The organism is Mycobacterium liflandii (genome assembly GCF_022354805.1).
GTDB classification, from domain to species: Bacteria; Actinomycetota; Actinomycetes; order Mycobacteriales; family Mycobacteriaceae; genus Mycobacterium; species Mycobacterium marinum.
On record NZ_CP023138.1, the window covers coordinates 2524930 to 2542827 of the forward strand.

A 17898-nucleotide genomic window follows, 5' to 3' on the forward strand; every position below is an offset into this window, starting at 1 on the left:
GGCAATTGAGTAGGGTGACGCGGTGACCGTCTACGCGATCGCCCAATTGAGATTCACCGACCGGCCCGCCTATGACCGGTACCAGGCAGCGTTTATGCAGGTCTTCGACCGCTACGCGGGAACGCTGCTCGCTGCCGACGAGTCACCGACGGTGGTCGAGGGGCAGTGGGACCGCGAGAAAGTGGTGCTGATGTCGTTCCCTGACGAAGCGGCATTTCGGGACTGGGCGCAGTCGCCGGATTACCAGGACATCGCCAAGGATCGCCGGGAGGGCGCCGATACGGTCGTGTTGCTGGCTCGGGGGGTGCAGTGACCGCGCGGGCGCTCGATGAACTGGTCGAGCCGGGGTGGGCGAAAGCTCTCGAGCCGGTCGCCGACCAGGTAACTGCGATGGGGCAGTTCTTGCGGGCCGAACTCGCGGCGGGCCGTAAGTACCTGCCCGCGGGGCCGAACGTCTTGCGCGCGTTTACTTTTCCCTTCGACCAGGTGCGAATTCTGATCGTTGGCCAAGATCCCTACCCGACACCCGGACACGCGGTGGGACTGAGCTTTTCGGTAGCCCCCGATGTCCGCCCGCCTCCACGCAGCCTGTCCAACATTTTCCAGGAGTATGCGGACGATCTGGGCTATCCGATGCCCGCCTGCGGCGACTTGACGCCGTGGGCGCAGCGCGGTGTCATGCTGTTGAACAGGGTGCTCACGGTTCGGCCCAGCAACCCGGCGTCACATCGGGGCAAGGGCTGGGAAGCGGTGACCGAGTGCGCCATCCGGGCTTTGGCCGCGCGGTCGCAGCCGATGGTTGCCATTCTCTGGGGGCGCGACGCGTCGACCCTGAAGCCGATGTTGGCCGACGGCGATTGTGCTTCGATCGAATCTCCACACCCATCGCCGCTATCGGCGTCTCGTGGTTTCTTCGGTTCACGGCCGTTCAGCCGGGCCAACGAATTGCTTACCGGCAGGGGAGCCGACCCGATTGACTGGCGCTTGCCCTGAGCGCCATGAGGGCGTTGCGTGCGCACCGGCGCGGCGGCCCGGAAACGCTGGCCGTCGAGCGCGCACCGGTGCCGGTGCCGGCGGCCGGCGAGGTCGTGGTAGCCGTGCGCGCTGCCGGCATCACGTTCGACGAGTTGACCTGGGACCAGACCTGGACCCGCGATGGTGTCAGCCGGACACCGGTGATCCCGTCACACGAAGTCTCCGGAGTGATCCATGAAATCGGATCGGGTACCGAAGATTTCCATTGTGGTGATGAGGTCTACGGGCTGATCGGTTTCGATCGAGACGGTGCGGCAGCCGATTTCGTCGCGGTGCCCGCCGCACACCTGGCCGCCAAGCCTGCGACGATCAGCCATACCGTGGCGGCGGCGCTGCCGCTGGCCGGGTTGACCGCGCTGCAGGCACTTGTCGATCACGCGGCGGTACGGCCCGGCGAAGCGGTATTGGTGCACGGAGGGGCCGGGGGAGTCGGGGCCCTGGTGGTCCAACTGGCGGCCATCCTCGGCGCCAACGTCACCGCTACCGTTCGCAGCGATGCCGGCGAGCTGGTCAGCCGCCTGGGTGCCCAGCGGGTAATCGACACCCGCACCGAAGCATTCGAGCGGACCGCCACGGATTTCGACGTCGTCATCGACACGGTGGGCGGGGACACATTGGACAGATCCTTCGCGGTGTTGCGCCCAGGCGGACGGCTGGTCACCCTCTCGGCACCGCCGCCCGCCGGCAAGGCCGACGAACATGGCGTTACTGCAGTGTTTTTCATCGTGACGCCCAACCGCGATCAGCTCAACAGGCTCGGCGAGCTGGTCGGCAGTGGGCGGCTGCATGTCGAGATTGCGCAGAGTTTTCCGCTGGCAAAGGGGCGCGAGGCGTTCGAAAGCGGACGGGGTGCCGCTCGGCGAGCGGGCAAGACCGTCATCACGGTTGGACAGTGACAGCGGCCGGCTCGACGCGGATTGCGCTACGGCCTGAGACCATCGAGGCATGTACGACTTGGATGAGACCATCCGTCTGCGGCGTTCGACGCGCATGTTCCTGCCCCGCCCGGTGCCGCGGCGGTTGGTGCAGGAAGCGCTCGAACTTGCGATGTGTGCCCCCTCGAACTCCAATGTGCAGCCCTGGCATGTCGTGTTTACCAGCGGTGCGGCACGCGACCGATTGGTCGCGGCGATGCTGGAAAGGGCGCGCTCCGAGCCGCCCAATGTTGCGCGATTGCCGCCGGCATTCACCCACCTACGCAGCGCACTGGGAGCACAGGTCTACGGGGCGATGGGCATTGCTCGCGATGACACGCAGGCCCGACAGACCGCTGTGCTGCGCAACTGGGAGTTCTTCCGGGCCCCGCTGGGTGGCATCGTATCGATGCACCAGGAGCTGGGGCTGGTCGACAGCATGGGTGTCGGCATGTTTCTGCAGAACCTGATGCTGGCGCTGACCGCGCGCGGTCTGGGCACCTGCGTACAGGTCTCCATCGCCGGCTATCCCGAGATCGTCCGCAAGCAGGTGGGCATACCTTCGCACCTGACCATCCTGTGTGGCCTGGCGATCGGCTATCCCGACCCGGACTTTGCCGGCAATCAGCTGCGCGTTGGTCGCGACGATGTTGCTGAACACGTCGTTTTTCTCGACGATTGACTGGCCAGCGGGCGCGAGAAGAGCTTGCGGTGACCGGAGTTGGGCGGGCCCGTACACGCCAAATCGCCCGGCTCTATCGAGACGGGCGAACAGGCGCGAGCAACCACGAACTCGGTGGCGCCGCTACTGGCTGGGCCGAACCCGCCGGTGGCTGTTCAGCCGCGGCTGACCTTACCGGCCTTGATGCACGAGGTGCAGACGTTGAGGCGCTTCTTGTTGCCGCCAGGGCGGGTCACGGCGCGCACGGTCTGGACGTTGGGGTCCCACCGGCGACTGGTGCGGCGGTGGGAGTGCGACACCGACTTGCCGAAGCCGGGGCCTTTCCCGCAGATATCGCACACAGCGGCCATTGTTGCACTCCTCAAGTCTGTTGGGTTCCGGCGACCCGGCCGGGACAGCCTAGATCTACCCAGGCCGTCCTAGGATACCGACGTCCCCGGCAAGCACCAAACGAGCCACCGCTAAGGGTGGCGTCAGGGCCGGTCTCGTCGGACCGCCTGGCTAGGCTCGATGGGCCGGGTCCCCGGTGGCCCGGGGTGTTCCCTCGCGCATGAACCGACGCAAACTATCCGCAACGTCACCGGAGCTACGCTGGCGCCCACCGGGGCTAGGCAGAGGAGGTGGGGGCAGGTTGGGCACGACTGAACGCCCGCTGGATGCCTTGGCCCTGCGAGACTGGGCGCACACCGGCGTCAGCGACCTGATCACCCACCTTGACGAGATCAACCAGCTGAACGTGTTTCCGGTCGCCGATTCCGATACCGGCGCGAACATGCTGTTCACTATGCGATCCGCGCTTGCTCAGGTCGATTCGACGGGTGGTGCGGGGCCCGAACACCCCGAAGACCCCGAGCACAGGGATGTCGCCCAGGTCGCGGCCGCGTTGGCGGCCGGCGCCCTCAACGGCGCACGCGGCAATTCCGGGGTGATCCTGTCACAGATCCTGCGCGGTGTTTCCGATGTGACCGATAGCGCCGCCGCCGGTCAACCGTTGGCCGCAATCGACGCGGCACTGCTGGCCGCGGCCCTGTGGCGCGGCGTCGAGCTGGTCATCACGTCGATGGGCGGTGAGGAAGTGCCGGGCACCATCGTCTCGGTCCTGCGCGCCGCCGCGGTCGCGGTCCGGCAGTGTGCTGACGCCGGCGAAGGGTTGGCCGCCGCCGTCGCCGCGGCGGGGGACGCGGCGGTGGTTGCGCTGGAGAAGACCCCCGAGCAGCTCGACGTGCTGGCCGACGCGGGTGTTGTCGATGCCGGCGGACGAGGATTGTTGGTCCTGCTGGACGCGCTGCGCTCGACCATCACCGGTCAGACTCCCGCGCGATCGGTCTACGAGCCGGCCCCGCGCTCGCCGGCGCTCGGGGCGGGGGTGCCGGCACCCGTACCGCAGTTCGAGGTGATGTACCTGCTGGCCGGTTGCGATGCCGCGGCGGCCGACACGCTGCGCGATCGGCTCTCGGAGCTGGGGGATTCGGTGGCAATTGCCGCCGCACCATCGGAGAGCTATTCGGTGCATGTGCATACCGACGACGCGGGCGCGGCCGTCGAGGCCGGGCTGGCGGCGGGGCGGCTGAGCAAGATCGTGATCTCGGCGCTCAGTTCCGGGACCACTGCACTGGCGGCCGGCGGTTGGACCCGCCAGCGCGCCGTGCTGGCCATTGTCGACGGCGATGGTGCCGCCGAACTGTTTGCCGCCGAAGGTGCGTGTGTGTTGCGTCCCGGCGCGGGGGCCGCGGCGCCCGCGTCCGACCTGAGCGCACACCAGTTGGTGCGCGCGGTGGTCGACACCGGTGCCGCGCAGGTCATGGTGTTGCCCAACGGCTACGTCGCCGTCGAGGAACTGGTGGCCGGCTGTACGGCGGCCATCGGCTGGGGCGTTGACGTGGTCCCGGTGCCGACGGGGTCGATGGTGCAGGGCCTGGCCGCGCTGGCCGTGCACGACCCGGCCAGTCAGGCGGTCGACGACGGCTACATCATGGCCCGGGCCGCCGGGGCCGCCCGGCACGGATCGGTACGTATCGCCACCGAGACGGCACTGACCTGGGCTGGAACCTGCAAACCGGGCGATGGTCTGGGTATCGCCGGCGATGAGGTGCTGATCGTCGCCGATGACGTCGCCGCGGCGGCGATCGGGTTGGTCGATCTGTTGTTGGCGCCGGGAGGAGACTTGGTGACGGTGCTGATAGGCGCCGGTATCGATGATGATGAACGGATTGCCAGGCTGGTTGAGAGCCTGGAAAAACACATGCACGACCATCACCCGGGGACCGAGCTGGTGATCTACCGCACCGGTCATCGCGGTGACGCGCTGCTGATCGGGGTGGAGTAGCCATGGTGGCATTGAGCGATCGGCTCGACTTCGTTCTGGGTGCCAAGGCGGCCGAGGCTCTCGACGAGGAGTTCGGCATCCGGACTGTCGACGACCTCTTGCGGCACTACCCGCGCAGCTATGTCGAAGGCGGGGCACGCCGCGGCACCGACGATGAGCAGCCCGAAGTGGGGGAGCACATCACCATCGTCGATGTCATCACCGAAACCAAGTCGTTTCCGATGAAGAAGACCCCGAGGCGGTTGTGTCTGCGGATCACCCTCGGGTCGGGGCGCAACAAGGTGACCGCCACCTTCTTCAACGCCGACTACATCAAAAAGGGCCTCACCAAGAACACCCGGGTGATGCTGTCCGGCGAAGTCGGGTACTTCAAGGGCGTCATGCAGCTCACGCACCCGGCGTTTCTGATCCTGGATTCGCCGGACGGCCAGCATCACGGCACCAAATCATTGAAGAGCATCGCCGACGCCTCCCAGGCCATCAGCGGCGAACTGGCGATGGAGGAGTTCGAGCGGCGCTTTTTCCCGATCTATCCGGCCAGCACCAAGGTGCAGAGCTGGGACATCTTCAAGTGTGTGCGCCAGGTGCTCGAAGTGCTCGACCCGGTGGACGAGCCCCTGCCAGCGGCGTTACGCGCCGAGCACGGCCTGATTTCCGAGGACGACGCCTTGCGCGCGATCCACCTCGCCGAGGATGAGTCCGAACGCGAACAAGCGCGCCGGCGGCTGACCTTCGACGAAGCCGTCGGGTTGCAGTGGGCGTTGGTGGCCCGCCGGCACGGTGAGCTATCCGAGTCGGGGCCGCCGGCCCCGGCCCGATCCGACGGCCTGGCCGCCGAGCTGTTGGCACGGTTGCCTTTCGAGCTCACCGCGGGGCAGCGCGAAGTGCTCGACGAGTTGTCCGACGGGCTGGCGGCGACCCGTCCGATGAACCGCTTGCTGCAAGGCGAGGTGGGCTCGGGCAAGACGATCGTGGCGGTGCTGGCGATGCTGCAGATGGTCGATGCGGGCTACCAGTGTGCGCTGCTGGCTCCTACGGAAGTGCTTGCCGCACAGCATCTTTTGTCTATCAACGATGTTCTGGGTCCGCTGGCGATGGGGGGCCAGCTGGGCGGCGCCGACAACGCCACCCGGGTGGCGCTGCTGACCGGCTCGATGACAGCGGGGCAAAAAAAGCAGGTTCGGGCCGAAATCGCCAGCGGTCAGGTCGGCATCGTCATCGGTACCCATGCGCTGCTGCAGGACGCGGTGGAATTCCACAATCTCGGCATGGTGGTGGTCGATGAACAACACCGCTTCGGCGTCGAGCAGCGAGACCAACTGCGGGCCAAGGCTCCCGCCGGCATCACACCGCATCTGCTGGTGATGACGGCCACGCCGATACCGCGCACCGTAGCGCTCACCGTCTACGGCGACCTGGAGACCTCCACCCTGCGTGAGCTTCCGCGCGGGCGTCAGCCGATCACCACCAACGTCATCTTTGTGAAAGACAAACCCGCCTGGCTCGATCGGGCCTGGCAGCGCATCGTCGAAGAGGTTGCCGCGGGTCGCCAGGCCTACGTGGTGGCCCCGCGCATCGACGAGAGCGACGAGAGCGACAAAGCCGAAAACGGCGCCCGCCCGTCGGCGACCGCCGTGGGGCTCTATTCCCGTTTGCAGGCCGCCGAACTGGCGGGGCTGCGATTGGCGTTGATGCACGGACGCCTGTCTGCCGACGAGAAGGAAGCCGCGATGGCGGCCTTCCGCGCCGGCAACGTTGATGTGCTGGTGTGCACCACGGTCATCGAGGTGGGTGTCGATGTCCCCAACGCCACGGTGATGCTGGTGATGGACGCCGACCGCTTCGGCATCAGCCAGCTGCACCAGCTGCGCGGCCGCATCGGGCGTGGCGAACATCCCAGCCTTTGTCTGCTGGCCAGCTGGGTTTCGCCGGGCTCGCCGGCGGGGCGACGGCTGCGCGCGGTCGCTGAGACCATGGACGGCTTCGATCTTGCCGAGCTGGACCTCAAGGAGCGCCGGGAAGGAGACGTGCTGGGCCGCAACCAGTCCGGCAAGGCGATCACCCTACGCTTGCTGTCGCTGGCCGAGCATCGGGTATTCATCGAGGCCGCCCGGGACTTCTGCAACCAGGCGTATCAGCAGAGCACTGGCGGCGGTGGCCCACATCCCGGGTTGGCTCTGATGGCGGCGCGCTTCACCAACACCGATCGCATCGACTACCTGGACAAGTCATAACGTCGTGAACCGAAAGATGCTGCTGTGGCTGTCGGTGGCCGCGCTGCTTGCGGTGCTGGTCGCCTATCAGAGCGTGCGGGCGTCGACGGCCAGGCACGCAGAGGAGTTCGCCGCGCGGGCCGGCGTTCCGACGGTCCAACCCGGGACCGACGTGCTCGCCGGGATCGGCGTGCTGCCGCGGCGAATGCACCGCTACGACTACCGCAGGGCCGCATTCGGCGCGGCCTGGGACGACAACAACGACGCCCCCGGCGGCCACAACGGGTGTGACACTCGTGACGACATCCTCGACCGCGATCTCGTCGACAAGACCTATGTGGTGACCAAGCGGTGTCCGAATGCGGTGGCCACCGGCACGCTGCACGACCCGTATACCAACACCATCGTCGTCTTCCAGCGTGGCGCCAGAGTGGGGCAATCGGTGCAGATCGATCACATCGTCCCGCTGTCGTATGCGTGGGACATGGGCGCATCGGACTGGCCGGCGGCGCGGCGGCTGCGGTTCGCCAACGATCCGGCCAACTTGCTGGCCGTGCAGGGGCACGCCAATCAGGACAAAGGGGACTCCCCGCCGGCCGGGTGGATGCCGCCCAACGCCGCGTTTGCCTGCCAATACGCCATGCAATTCATCGCCGTGCTGCGCGGATATGCGCTGCCGGTCGATCGGGCGTCGAGCGACGTCCTGCGCCAGGCCGCGGCGACCTGCCCGACCGGGTAGCCGGTTACACCCCGGCGAAGGTCATCGGGTCCTCACGCAGGCGGGTCCCGTCGTTGAGGCCGTTGATGGCGTCCATGTGCTGGGAGGCCAGCTCGAACTCGAACACGTCCAGGTTGGTGGCGATGTGCTCGGCATTGGAGGAACCGAAGATGACGGCATTGCCCAGTTGCAGGTTCCAGCGCAGCAGCACCTGGGTGGGCGTCTTGCCGTACTCGCCCGCGATCGAGGTCACGGTCGGGTTGTCGGCCAGCTGGCCGAGCGCCAGCGGGGTGTAGGACTGCGTCACCACGTTGTGCTGGGCATTTGCCTTGCGCAGCTCGTCCTGGTTGAGCAGCGGGTGCAACTCGACTTGGTTGACCGCGGGGGTGACGAAGGTCAGGTCGATGACGTTGGAGACGTGTTCCTCGGTGAAGTTGGACACCCCGATGGAGCGGGTGAAGCCTTCACCGCGGGCCTGGATGAGGCCGCCGAACGCGTCCACGTACTTGCCCACCGCCGGGGCCGGCCAGTGAATCAGGTACAGGTCGACGTAGTCCAAGCCCAGCCGGTCCAGGCTGGCCTTGCAGGCCTCGCGGGACGCGGTGAAGCCGTGGTCGGCGGTGGCGACTTTGGTGGTGACGAACAACTCCGCCCGGGGAATGTCGGATGCGGCGAGGGCCCGCCCGACTGCCGCCTCGTTGCCGTATGCGGCGGCGGTGTCGATGAGCCGGCAGCCGATTTCCAATGCCGCGGACACCGCGCGCTCGGTCTCGTCATCCGACAACCCAGCGACGCCCATGCCGAGGACCGGCATGGTGTTCTCGTCATTGAGCGCTATCGATGGGGCAGAGGGGCTGGGGGCGCCCGGCATCATCTCACCTACCTGTGAAAATTGAACGTTCGCGGATTTTGACTAAGTCGGGTTCGAACCTCTGGCGACCAGGCCACCGTGATTTTATCGGCGCTCAGTTCAAAGTCGAACACGGTGGAAGTCGCTCGCAATCCGTCTGGGGGTTTACCGACTCAGGGGATCACGATATTACCGAGTTGTATATGTCACCTAATCAACGCCCGTGCCGCTGCTTCGTCGCAGGTGACGGCGACGGCGTTGCGCCCTGTGACGCTCGGTGTCGGGGGGCGCTTCGGGTGAACTTGTCCGGCGGTGGCCAGCGCCGATGCGTGGAAGATGGTCGGATGGCTGCCGCGCATCCGGCCCGCGGCTGCAACCGTGGTCCAGATTCGGCAACAGGGCTACCACGTACAGTTGGTCGCAGGGCACGTCGGACTCGCCGACCGCGCGCCGGGTTTCCCGTTCACTGCGGTTTACCTCGGGGGTTGTCGGGATCCAGCAGTTGCCGAGCCCGACGACGGCTACCGAATGATCGTCGTCCAGCAAGACGAGGCAAGACGAGGCTTGTCTAGCGATTCTAGGGAGTAGCCCATGACAAATAGCCTGCCAGGTGAGACGGACCTCCATCCCGAAACGGTGCACGCGACGATGAGCTGGCTGAGTCGCGTGCAGAACACCGTCACCGTCGTCGGCGCCAAGGTCATCCCATGGGTTCCCGATGTCGCCAAACGGCTGATCACACGGGGTCGCTCGGTCATCATCGACGGAAACACCCTCGATCCCGCATTGCAGCTGATGTTGTCGGGCATGCGGGTCGTGGGTCTGGACGGGCTGGTGATCGATGACGACCTGGCCGCTTCCCGCGCCCACATGCGCGAGGCGATGTTGGGATTTCCCGGTCCGCAGATCCATGTCGATGTCGAGGAATTAACCCTGCCCGGACCTGCCGGCGACATCAGCGCCAGGCATTACCGTCCGCCCGGCGATGCGGCCGCGCCGTTGCTGGTCTTCTACCACGGGGGCGGGTGGGCACTCGGCGACCTCGACACCCACGACGCGGTCTGCCGACTGACTTGTCGCGATGCGGGCATCCATGTCCTGGCGATCGACTACCGGCTGTCGCCCGAGCATCGCGCCCCCGCCGCGATCGACGATGCGTTCGCGGCCTTTGAGTGGGCGCACGCGCACGCCGCCGAGCTTGGTGCTCTGCCGGGACGGGTTGCGGTCGGTGGCGACAGTGCGGGGGGCAACCTGGCGGCCGTGGTGAGCCAGCTGGCCCGAGACAGCGGAGGCCCGGCCCCGATTTTCCAGTGGCTCATCTACCCACGAACCGACTTTGCCGGGCGGACCCGTTCCGCGAGCCTGTTCGCCCGAGGGTTCTTGCTGACCAAACGCGACATCGACTGGTTTCACTCCCAGTACCTGAAGGGCTCCGGCATCGAGCCCACGGACCCGCGGGTATCGCCGTTACGAGCCGAATCACTGGCCGGGCTGGCGCCGGCGCTGATCGCGGTGGCAGGCTTCGACCCGTTGCGTGACGAAGGCGAGAACTACGCGACCGCCCTGCGGGCCGCCGGCACCCCGGTTGACCTGCGCGCCATGGGGTCGCTGACGCACGGGTTCCTCAATCTGTTTCCGCTCGGTGGTGGTTGTGCCGCCGCAACCAGCGAGCTGATTTCTGCGCTGCGTGCACACCTGACCCGGGTTTGAGCGGTGCCGGTGGGGTGGCTTCGCGCCGTGGGTGCGGACCGTTGCGGGCACCATCGGTCAATATCGTCGTGGGTCTCAGCTGCGGCTGGCCGGCCGCCGGTACTCTAGAGGCGCCCGACCACCGGAGGCTGAACGAGCCCGCAAGCGAAGCGCAGCCGACCAATACATGTGAGGATCAGCAAACCTGTGGCCGACAAAAACAAGCGTCCCCCGCGGATCGACCTGAATTCGCCCGACGGCAAGTTCGGCCGGCTCATCCAGATCGGTGGCACCGCGTTCGTCGTGTTCTTCGCGGTCGCCCTGGTCTTCTACATCGTGACCTCGCATCAGAAAAAGGGCGGCGGTGCCGCCGGTCCCGACGACTCGGTCCGGGTGACGTCGAGCAAGCTGGTCACCCAGCCGGGGACCCAGGACCCCAAGGTCGTGATGACCTTCTACGAGGACTTCCTGTGTCCGGCGTGCGGCATGTTCGAGCGCGCGTTCGGCCCGACGGTGTCCAGGCTGGTCGACATCGGGGCGGTCGCCGCCGATTACACGATGGTCGACATTCTCTCCAGCCCGCGCAACCAGAACTATTCGGCGCGAGCCGCCGCCACGGCGTACTGCGTCGCCGATGAGTCCATCGATGCGTTCCGGCGGTTCCACACCGCGATGTTCAGCAAGGACATTCAGCCGTCCGAGGTCGGCAAGACATTCCCCGACAACGCGAAGTTGATCGAAATCGCGCGTGAGGCGGGTGCGGCGGGAACGGTGCCGGACTGCATCAACAGCGGCAAGTACCTCGACAAGGTCAACGGGTTGGCGGTGGCAGCCAATGTGCATGCCACCCCGACGGTCAAGATCAATGGCGAGGAATACGAATGGTCGACGCCGGAAGCGCTGGTGGCCAAGATCAAAGAGATCGTGGGCCCCATTCCGGGCATTGACGCGGTCGCAGCCAACGCGACATCCTGACCACTGTGGTGTCAGCTGACTCCGCCGAGCGATCCAGCGACCTGACGTCAGGCGCCGTTCACCAGGTGTACGTGCCCATGGCCAGCGCATGGTGGGTGCTGATCTGCGGTGTGACGGGCCTGCTTGCGTCCGGAGCGCTGACCGTGGAGAAGGTCAGGATCCTGCTCGACCCCAGCTATGTTCCCGCATGCAACATCAACCCCATCGTGTCGTGCGGCTCGGTGATGACGACCGCGCAGGCCTCGCTGCTGGGCTTTCCCAACCAGCTGTTCGGCATCGCGGCGTTCACCGTGGTGGTGGTCACCGGCGTGCTGGCGGTGACGAAAGTACCCCTGCCACGTTGGTATTGGGTGGGGCTGACGATCGGTGTCCTGGTCGGAACGGTGTTCGTGCACTGGCTGATTTTCGAGAGTCTCTACCGCATCGGGTCGCTGTGTCCGTACTGCATGGTGGTCTGGATCATCACCGCGACTTTGTTAGTCGTGGTTGGCTCGATAGCATTCTGTCCGGACCCGGACAGCACCAGCGGCGCTGCTGTGCGGGTGCTTTTCCAATGGCGGTGGTCGATTGCCACGCTGTGGCTCACCGCAGTGTTTCTGCTGATCATGGTTCGCTTCTGGAACTATTGGTCGACACTGCTCTAGGTGTCGAGTTTGCGTTGCGACGGGTGAAGTAAGGGGTCAATCATGATCTCAAAAGTGCTGGTGGCCAACCGCGGTGAGATCGCGATCCGCGCGTATCGCGCCGCCTACGAATTGGGCGTCGGCACCGTTGCCGTCTACGCGTACGAGGACCGCAATTCACTGCACCGGTCCAAGGCCGACGAGTCCTACCAGATCGGCGAGGTCGGGCACCCGGTGCGCGCCTACCTGTCGGTGGACGAGATCGTCGAAACCGCCCTCCGTGCGGGTGCGGATGCCATCTACCCGGGCTATGGGTTCCTGTCGGAGAACCCGGATCTGGCCGGGGCGTGTGCGGCGGCGGGCATCACCTTCGTCGGCCCCCGCGCCGAGCTGCTCCAGCTGACCGGAAACAAGTCCCGCGCGGTCACCGCGGCCAGGGAGGCCGGGCTGCCCGTGCTGAGGTCGTCGGCGCCGTCGGCCTCGGTGCAGGAGCTGGTGGCTGCGGCGCAGTCGGAGACCACCGGCCTGCGCTTTCCGCTCTTCGTCAAGGCGGTTGCCGGCGGTGGTGGCCGTGGCATGCGCCGGGTCAACGACATCTCCGCGCTGGCCGAAGCGATCGAGGCAGCCAGCCGCGAAGCCGAGTCCGCATTCTGCGACCCGACGGTGTATCTCGAACAGGCGGTGTTGAACCCCCGTCACATCGAGGTGCAGATCCTGGCGGACACGCAAGGCAACGTGATTCACCTCTACGAGCGCGACTGCAGTGTGCAGCGCCGTCACCAGAAGGTCATCGAGTTGGCGCCGGCGCCTAACCTGCCCGGTGAGCTGCGCGACAAGATCTGCGCGGATGCGGTCGCCTTCGCCCGTCACATTGGCTACACCTGCGCCGGTACCGTCGAGTTCCTGCTGGACCAAAGTGGTGAATACGTCTTCATCGAGATGAATCCGCGGATTCAGGTGGAGCACACCGTAACCGAGGAGATCACCGACGTCGACCTGGTTTCCAGCCAGATGCGGATCGCCGCGGGGGAGTCGCTCGAAGATCTGGGTCTACGACAGGAAACCGTCCGGCCGCACGGCGCCGCCCTGCAATGCCGGATCACCACCGAGGATCCGACCAACGGTTTCCGGCCCGACACCGGGCGGATCAGCGCCCTGCGCGCCCCCGGCGGCGCGGGCATCCGCCTGGACGGCAGCACCAACCTCGGTGCGGAGATCAGCGCGCACTTCGATTCCATGCTGGTCAAGCTGACCTGCCGGGGACGGGATTTCTCGACGGCGGTGAACCGGGCACGCCGGGCGATCGCCGAGTTCCGGATTCGCGGCGTATCGACCAACATTCCCTTCTTGCAGGCGGTTCTGGATGACCCGGACTTACAAGCCGGGCGCATCACGACGGCGTTCATCGACGAACGCCCCCAGCTGCTGACCGCGCGCACCTCGGCCGACCGCGGCACCAAGATTCTGAACTACCTGGCTGATGTCACGGTCAACAAGCCGCACGGCAGCCGCCCGTCCAAGGTCTACCCGAACGACAAGCTGCCCCAGGTTGATCTGGATGCCCCGCCGCCGGCCGGCTCCAAGCAGCGCCTGGTCGAATTGGGGCCGGAGGGTTTCGCGCGCTGGCTCCGGGAATCGCCGGCGGTGGGGGTCACCGACACGACCTTCCGAGACGCCCACCAGTCGTTGCTGGCCACTCGGCTGCGCACCAGCGGATTGAGCCGGGTGGCGCCCTATCTGGCGCGGACCATGCCGCAGCTGCTCTCGGTGGAGTGTTGGGGTGGTGCGACCTACGACGTGGCGCTGCGCTTCCTCAAAGAGGACCCGTGGGAGCGGCTGGCCACGCTGCGCGCGGCGATGCCCAACATCTGCCTGCAGATGCTGCTGCGTGGCCGCAACACGGTGGGGTACACGCCCTACCCCGAGGTGGTTACCTCGTCCTTCATCGAGGAAGCGACCGCGACCGGCATCGACATCTTCCGGATCTTCGATGCGCTCAACAACCTGGAGTCCATGCGGCCCGCGATCGACGCGGTGCGCGAAACCGGTTCTGCGATAGCCGAAGTCGCGATGTGCTACACCGGCGATCTGAGCGACCCGGCCGAGCAGCTCTACACGCTGGACTACTACCTGCGGCTGGCCGAGCAGATCGTGGAGGCGGGCGCGCATGTGCTGGCCATCAAGGACATGGCCGGACTGTTGCGGGCCCCGGCGGCTCACCAGCTGGTCACCGCACTGCGCAGTCGCTTCGATTTGCCGGTGCATGTGCACACCCACGACACCCCGGGCGGCCAGCTCGCCAGCTATGTCGCCGCCTGGCATGCGGGGGCCGACGCCGTCGACGGCGCCGCCGCCCCGCTCGCCGGTACCACCAGCCAGCCCGCGCTGAGTTCGATCGTTGGCGCCGCCGCGCACACCGAATACGACACCGGTCTGTCACTGGCGGCGGTTTGCGCGCTCGAGCCTTACTGGGAGGCGGTGCGAAAGGTCTACGCGCCCTTCGAGTCCGGGTTGCCGGGTCCGACGGGTCGGGTCTACCACCACGAGATTCCGGGCGGCCAGCTGTCGAACCTGCGCCAGCAGGCGATTGCGCTGGGGCTGGGGGACCGGTTCGAAGAGGTCGAAGAGGCCTACGCCGGAGCCGACCGGGTGCTGGGCCGCTTGATCAAGGTCACCCCATCCTCGAAGGTGGTCGGGGATCTGGCCCTGGCGCTGGTTGGTGCCGGGGTGAGTGCGGACGAATTCGCTGCCGAGCCGGCACGATTAGACATTCCGGACTCGGTCTTGGGCTTCTTGCGTGGCGATCTGGGCGACCCGGTCGGGGGGTGGCCGGAACCATTGCGGAGTGCGGCCCTGGCCGGGCGCGCACCGGCGAAGCCCGTTGGTCAGCTCACCGGCGAGGACCACAGCGCGCTGGCCGCGCCGGGACCCAAACGCCAGGCGACCTTGAACCGGTTGCTGTTCCCGGCGCCGACAAAGGAGTTCGAGGAGCACCGCGAAGCCTACGGCGACACGTCCCAAATGTCGGCCAACCAGTTCTTCTACGGCCTGCGACAGGGCGAGGAGCACCGGGTCAAGCTGGAGCGCGGGGTGGAACTGTTGATCGGCCTGGAGGCCATCTCCGAACCCGACGAGCGTGGAATGCGAACCGTCATGTGCATCATGAACGGTCAGCTGCGGCCGGTACTGGTGCGTGACCGCAGCATTGCCAGTGCGGTCCCGACCGCCGAGAAGGCCGACCGCGGCAATCCTGGACACATCGCCGCGCCGTTCGCCGGCGTGGTCAGCGTGGGCGTCGCGGTCGGGGATCGGGTGAGCGCCGGGCAAACCATCGCCACCATCGAGGCGATGAAAATGGAGGCCCCGATCACCGCGCCCAACGATGGCACCGTCGAACGGGTTGCCGTGTCGTCGACCGCCCAGGTGGAGGGCGGCGACCTGCTGGTGGTGGTGAGCTGACCCGGATCATCGGTGGCGTCGCCGGCGGCCGTCGCCTCGCTGTCCCGCAGCATGGTACCAGACCCACCACCGATCGGGTGCGCGAGTCGCTGTTCAACATTCTTGCGGCGCGACGCGCGATGACCGGCCTGGCCGTGCTGGACCTGTATGCCGGTTCGGGAGCGCTCGGACTGGAGGCACTCTCGCGCGGCGCGGCCGCCGCGCTGTTCGTGGAGTCCGATCAGCGCACCGCGGCCGTTCTGGCCCGCAACATCGAGGCTCTGGGGCTCGCCGGCGCGACACTGCGCCGGGGTGCGGTCGCTGCGGTCCTGGCGGGTGGCACCGCGTCGCCGTTCGACCTGATCCTGGCCGACCCGCCCTACGATGTCTCCTGCGCCGAGATCGAAGCCGTCTTGGCGGCTTTGGACTCCCACGGGTGGGTGCACCAGGCAACGGTGGCCGTCGTGGAGCGGCCGGCCACCGGTGCGGCGTTGACCTGGCCGGCCGGCTGGTCGGTGTGGCCCGAGCGGGTTTACGGCGACACCCGTTTGGAGCTGGCCGACCGGTCGTAGGCCAGCGTGTACCGTCATCGGTCATGACCGCCGGCGACCAGGCAGGCCGAAGCGACGAGGAGAAGCGGCGCAGATGACGGGCGCGGTATGTCCGGGTTCGTTCGACCCGGTGACGTTGGGGCACGTCGACGTCTTCGAACGCGCCGCCGCCCAGTTCGACGAGGTGGTGGTGGCGATTCTGGTCAATCCCGCCAAGAAGGGCATGTTCGACCTCGATGAGCGGATCGCGATGATCGAGGAGTCGACGGCTCACCTGCCCAACCTGCGGGTCGAGGCCGGGCAAGGCTTGGTGGTCGACTTCGTCAAGGCCCAGGGGATGAACGCCATCGTCAAGGGGTTGCGCACCGGCACCGACTTCGAGTACGAGCTGCAGATGGCGCAGATGAACAAACACATCGCTGGCGTCGACACATTCTTCGTCGCGACGGCGCCGCGGTATTCGTTTGTGTCGTCGTCGCTGGCCAAAGAGGTGGCGATGCTCGGCGGCGACGTCTCCGAACTGCTGCCGGAACCGGTGAACCGCCGCCTGCGGGAGCGGACAAAATAGCAGCGGACCTAGCCGCGGTTGGCGACTAGGTCCGCTCACCTGTCCACAGTGTCGAGCGACGATGCGGCCCCGACTAGCGTGGGTCGAAGCAGCCGTAGAAGGTTTGCGTCGCCGTGTCGTAGCAGGTGTAGGTGCCGTAGTCGGGCTGGTGGCTGGAGGCCGCGCTGGCGGCTCCGGCCGCTGCGAAGGCGGCCAGGCCGATGGCCGAGGCCAACAGCGACATCCCGGCGAGGGCACGGATTCGGGCAGCGATCATAGATGCCTTTCTGTTCGGTCATCGGGTGCGGGTGAGGCGAATGTCGCCGTCCAAGCAAGGTTGATGGCGCGCGCTTGGCGAAACCTTGGCACATTCTTGGTGCCCCGGGGTGCATCGGTGTCGCGGGTATGCCGGCGTTGACGGCCGGCCGCGGCGTCAGAAGATGATGGTCTGGTTGTGGTGCACGATGACGCGGTCCTGGCAGTGCCACAGCACCGCACGCGACAGCACGGCGCGCTCCACGTCGGCGCCGACTCGCACCAGGTCGTGCACGGTGTCATTGTGGTCGACCCGAACGACGTCTTGTTCGATGATCGGCCCCTCGTCGAGAGCTTCGGTCACGTAGTGTGCGGTGGCGCCGATCAGCTTGACGCCACGTTCCCGGGCGCGTTTGTAAGGAGACGCGCCGGTGAAGGCGGGAAGAAACGAGTGATGAATGTTGATCAACGGGCAACCGATGGCGTCGAGAAACGTGGGGCTGAGGATCTGCATGTAGCGAGCCAGGATCACCAGATCCACGTTGCCGCTTAACAACTGAAGTTGACGCTGTTCGGCGTCGGCGCGAGTGTCCCGAGTCACGGGGATGTGGATGAACGGCACACCGAACGTGCGCACATGGTCGGCCAGATCAGGGTGGTTGGCGATCACCATGGCAACCGACATCTCGAGTTCGCCACGTCGGTTGCGCCACAGCAGATCTAACAAGCAGTGGTCTTCCTTGGAAGCCATGATCGCGACTCGTTTGGGTTTGGCCGCTTCAGTGAACCGGTAGTCGATGTCGAACTTGTCGGCGACGGCACTGCCGAACTCACGCTGCAGTTCGTCGATGGCAGCGGTGAGCCCGGGTAGGTGAAAGATCGCCCGCTGCAGGAATGTTCCGCCCTCGGGGGCGGTGGAGTGCTGGTCCAGGGAAATGATGTTGGCGCCGGCCTGGGTCAGGAACGTGCTGACGGCGGCGATGATCCCAGGGTGGTCGTGGCAACGCAGTAGTAGCCGACCGATATCGGCCGGCGGCGGTGGACCGCCAGGCGGCGGTGGAAAATTCTGAGACATTGCCGCC

At 66.6% G+C, this 17898-nt stretch carries 17 protein-coding genes; 13 read left to right on the forward strand and 4 right to left on the reverse strand.

Features of this window, described 5'->3' with window-relative positions; translation table 11 throughout:
* Positions 1-22 precede the first annotated feature (22 nt).
* Genes CKW46_RS11520 through CKW46_RS11535 form a run of 4 tightly spaced genes read left to right on the forward strand, consistent with a single transcriptional unit; the run spans position 23 to position 2631 of the window.
* Complete coding sequence (locus CKW46_RS11520; protein WP_011740044.1) at positions 23-313, forward strand: DUF1330 domain-containing protein; 291 nt, start codon at positions 23-25, stop codon at positions 311-313.
* A complete protein-coding gene (locus tag CKW46_RS11525) occupies positions 310-993 on the forward strand; it encodes a uracil-DNA glycosylase (RefSeq protein ID WP_482053168.1) in 684 nt (227 codons plus the stop codon). Before CKW46_RS11520 ends, CKW46_RS11525 begins: the two co-directional genes overlap by 4 nt.
* A gap of 5 nt (positions 994-998) precedes the next feature.
* Complete coding sequence (locus tag CKW46_RS11530; RefSeq protein WP_015355142.1) at positions 999-1931, forward strand: NADP-dependent oxidoreductase; 933 nt, start codon at positions 999-1001, stop codon at positions 1929-1931.
* Positions 1932-1980: 49 nt separating this feature from the next.
* Positions 1981-2631: a nitroreductase gene (locus tag CKW46_RS11535; RefSeq protein ID WP_012393550.1), complete on the forward strand. Its 651-nt coding sequence runs from the start codon at positions 1981-1983 to the stop codon at positions 2629-2631.
* Positions 2632-2786: 155 nt separating this feature from the next.
* On the opposite strand, the gene rpmB is transcribed toward CKW46_RS11535, so the two are convergent.
* Complete coding sequence (gene rpmB, locus CKW46_RS11540) at positions 2787-2981, reverse strand: 50S ribosomal protein L28 (RefSeq protein ID WP_011740047.1); 195 nt, start codon at positions 2979-2981, stop codon at positions 2787-2789.
* A gap of 281 nt (positions 2982-3262) precedes the next feature.
* Here rpmB and CKW46_RS11545 point away from each other — a divergent pair, with 281 nt between their 5' ends.
* The 3 genes from CKW46_RS11545 to CKW46_RS11555 are packed head-to-tail and all read left to right on the forward strand — an operon-like array spanning position 3263 to position 7909.
* Positions 3263-4957: a DAK2 domain-containing protein gene (locus CKW46_RS11545; RefSeq protein ID WP_482053169.1), complete on the forward strand. Its 1695-nt coding sequence runs from the start codon at positions 3263-3265 to the stop codon at positions 4955-4957.
* Between the two features lie 2 nt (positions 4958-4959).
* The gene (gene recG / locus CKW46_RS11550; protein ID WP_015355144.1) at positions 4960-7191 is read left to right on the forward strand and encodes an ATP-dependent DNA helicase RecG; all 2232 of its coding nucleotides are present in this window, start codon (positions 4960-4962) and stop codon (positions 7189-7191) included.
* A 4-nt stretch (positions 7192-7195) separates the two neighbouring features.
* Positions 7196-7909: an HNH endonuclease family protein gene (locus CKW46_RS11555; protein ID WP_020724652.1), complete on the forward strand. Its 714-nt coding sequence runs from the start codon at positions 7196-7198 to the stop codon at positions 7907-7909.
* A 4-nt stretch (positions 7910-7913) separates the two neighbouring features.
* Here CKW46_RS11555 and CKW46_RS11560 read toward each other — a convergent pair whose 3' ends face one another.
* Positions 7914-8762 (reverse strand): aldo/keto reductase, encoded by an 849-nt coding sequence (locus CKW46_RS11560; RefSeq protein ID WP_015355146.1) that lies wholly within the window; start codon positions 8760-8762, stop codon positions 7914-7916.
* A gap of 624 nt (positions 8763-9386) precedes the next feature.
* Here CKW46_RS11560 and CKW46_RS11565 point away from each other — a divergent pair.
* The 6 genes from CKW46_RS11565 to coaD all read left to right on the forward strand — a co-directional run bounded on the left by CKW46_RS11565 (position 9387) and on the right by coaD (position 16582).
* The gene (locus CKW46_RS11565; RefSeq protein ID WP_272890004.1) at positions 9387-10448 is read left to right on the forward strand and encodes an alpha/beta hydrolase; all 1062 of its coding nucleotides are present in this window, start codon (positions 9387-9389) and stop codon (positions 10446-10448) included.
* Between the two features lie 186 nt (positions 10449-10634).
* The gene (locus CKW46_RS11570; protein WP_015355148.1) at positions 10635-11402 is read left to right on the forward strand and encodes a DsbA family protein; all 768 of its coding nucleotides are present in this window, start codon (positions 10635-10637) and stop codon (positions 11400-11402) included.
* A gap of 5 nt (positions 11403-11407) precedes the next feature.
* Positions 11408-12046, forward strand: a complete 639-nt coding sequence (locus tag CKW46_RS11575; RefSeq protein ID WP_117435862.1) for a vitamin K epoxide reductase family protein — start codon at positions 11408-11410, stop codon at positions 12044-12046.
* Positions 12047-12088: 42 nt separating this feature from the next.
* Positions 12089-15484, forward strand: coding sequence for a pyruvate carboxylase (locus tag CKW46_RS11580; RefSeq protein WP_482053170.1), 3396 nt, complete (start codon positions 12089-12091; stop codon positions 15482-15484).
* On the forward strand, positions 15481-16035 hold the full coding sequence (gene rsmD, locus CKW46_RS11585; protein ID WP_482053396.1) for a 16S rRNA (guanine(966)-N(2))-methyltransferase RsmD: 555 nt from the start codon (positions 15481-15483) through the stop codon (positions 16033-16035). Before CKW46_RS11580 ends, rsmD begins: the two co-directional genes overlap by 4 nt.
* 73 nt (positions 16036-16108) lie before the next feature.
* Positions 16109-16582: a pantetheine-phosphate adenylyltransferase gene (gene coaD, locus CKW46_RS11590; RefSeq protein ID WP_011740055.1), complete on the forward strand. Its 474-nt coding sequence runs from the start codon at positions 16109-16111 to the stop codon at positions 16580-16582.
* 73 nt (positions 16583-16655) lie between these two features.
* Here the strand turns inward: coaD and CKW46_RS11595 are convergent, their stop codons facing one another.
* Positions 16656-16838: a hypothetical protein gene (locus CKW46_RS11595; protein ID WP_482053171.1), complete on the reverse strand. Its 183-nt coding sequence runs from the start codon at positions 16836-16838 to the stop codon at positions 16656-16658.
* Between the two features lie 156 nt (positions 16839-16994).
* On the reverse strand, positions 16995-17891 hold the full coding sequence (purU, locus tag CKW46_RS11600) for a formyltetrahydrofolate deformylase (protein WP_117435866.1): 897 nt from the start codon (positions 17889-17891) through the stop codon (positions 16995-16997).
* Positions 17892-17898: the final 7 nt, after the last annotated feature.

Coding starts and splice junctions, on each gene's coding strand:
- CKW46_RS11530 (WP_015355142.1), top strand. CDS start 999: ATGAGGGCGTTGCGTGCGCACCGGCGCGGCGGCCCGGAAACGCTGGCC.
- CKW46_RS11535 (WP_012393550.1), top strand. CDS start 1,981: ATGTACGACTTGGATGAGACCATCCGTCTGCGGCGTTCGACGCGCATG.
- rpmB (WP_011740047.1), bottom strand. CDS start 2,981: ATGGCCGCTGTGTGCGATATCTGCGGGAAAGGCCCCGGCTTCGGCAAG.
- recG (WP_015355144.1), top strand. CDS start 4,960: ATGGTGGCATTGAGCGATCGGCTCGACTTCGTTCTGGGTGCCAAGGCG.
- CKW46_RS11560 (WP_015355146.1), bottom strand. CDS start 8,762: ATGATGCCGGGCGCCCCCAGCCCCTCTGCCCCATCGATAGCGCTCAAT.
- CKW46_RS11565 (WP_272890004.1), top strand. CDS start 9,387: ATGAGCTGGCTGAGTCGCGTGCAGAACACCGTCACCGTCGTCGGCGCC.
- CKW46_RS11580 (WP_482053170.1), top strand. CDS start 12,089: ATGATCTCAAAAGTGCTGGTGGCCAACCGCGGTGAGATCGCGATCCGC.
- coaD (WP_011740055.1), top strand. CDS start 16,109: ATGACGGGCGCGGTATGTCCGGGTTCGTTCGACCCGGTGACGTTGGGG.
- CKW46_RS11595 (WP_482053171.1), bottom strand. CDS start 16,838: ATGATCGCTGCCCGAATCCGTGCCCTCGCCGGGATGTCGCTGTTGGCC.
- purU (WP_117435866.1), bottom strand. CDS start 17,891: ATGTCTCAGAATTTTCCACCGCCGCCTGGCGGTCCACCGCCGCCGGCC.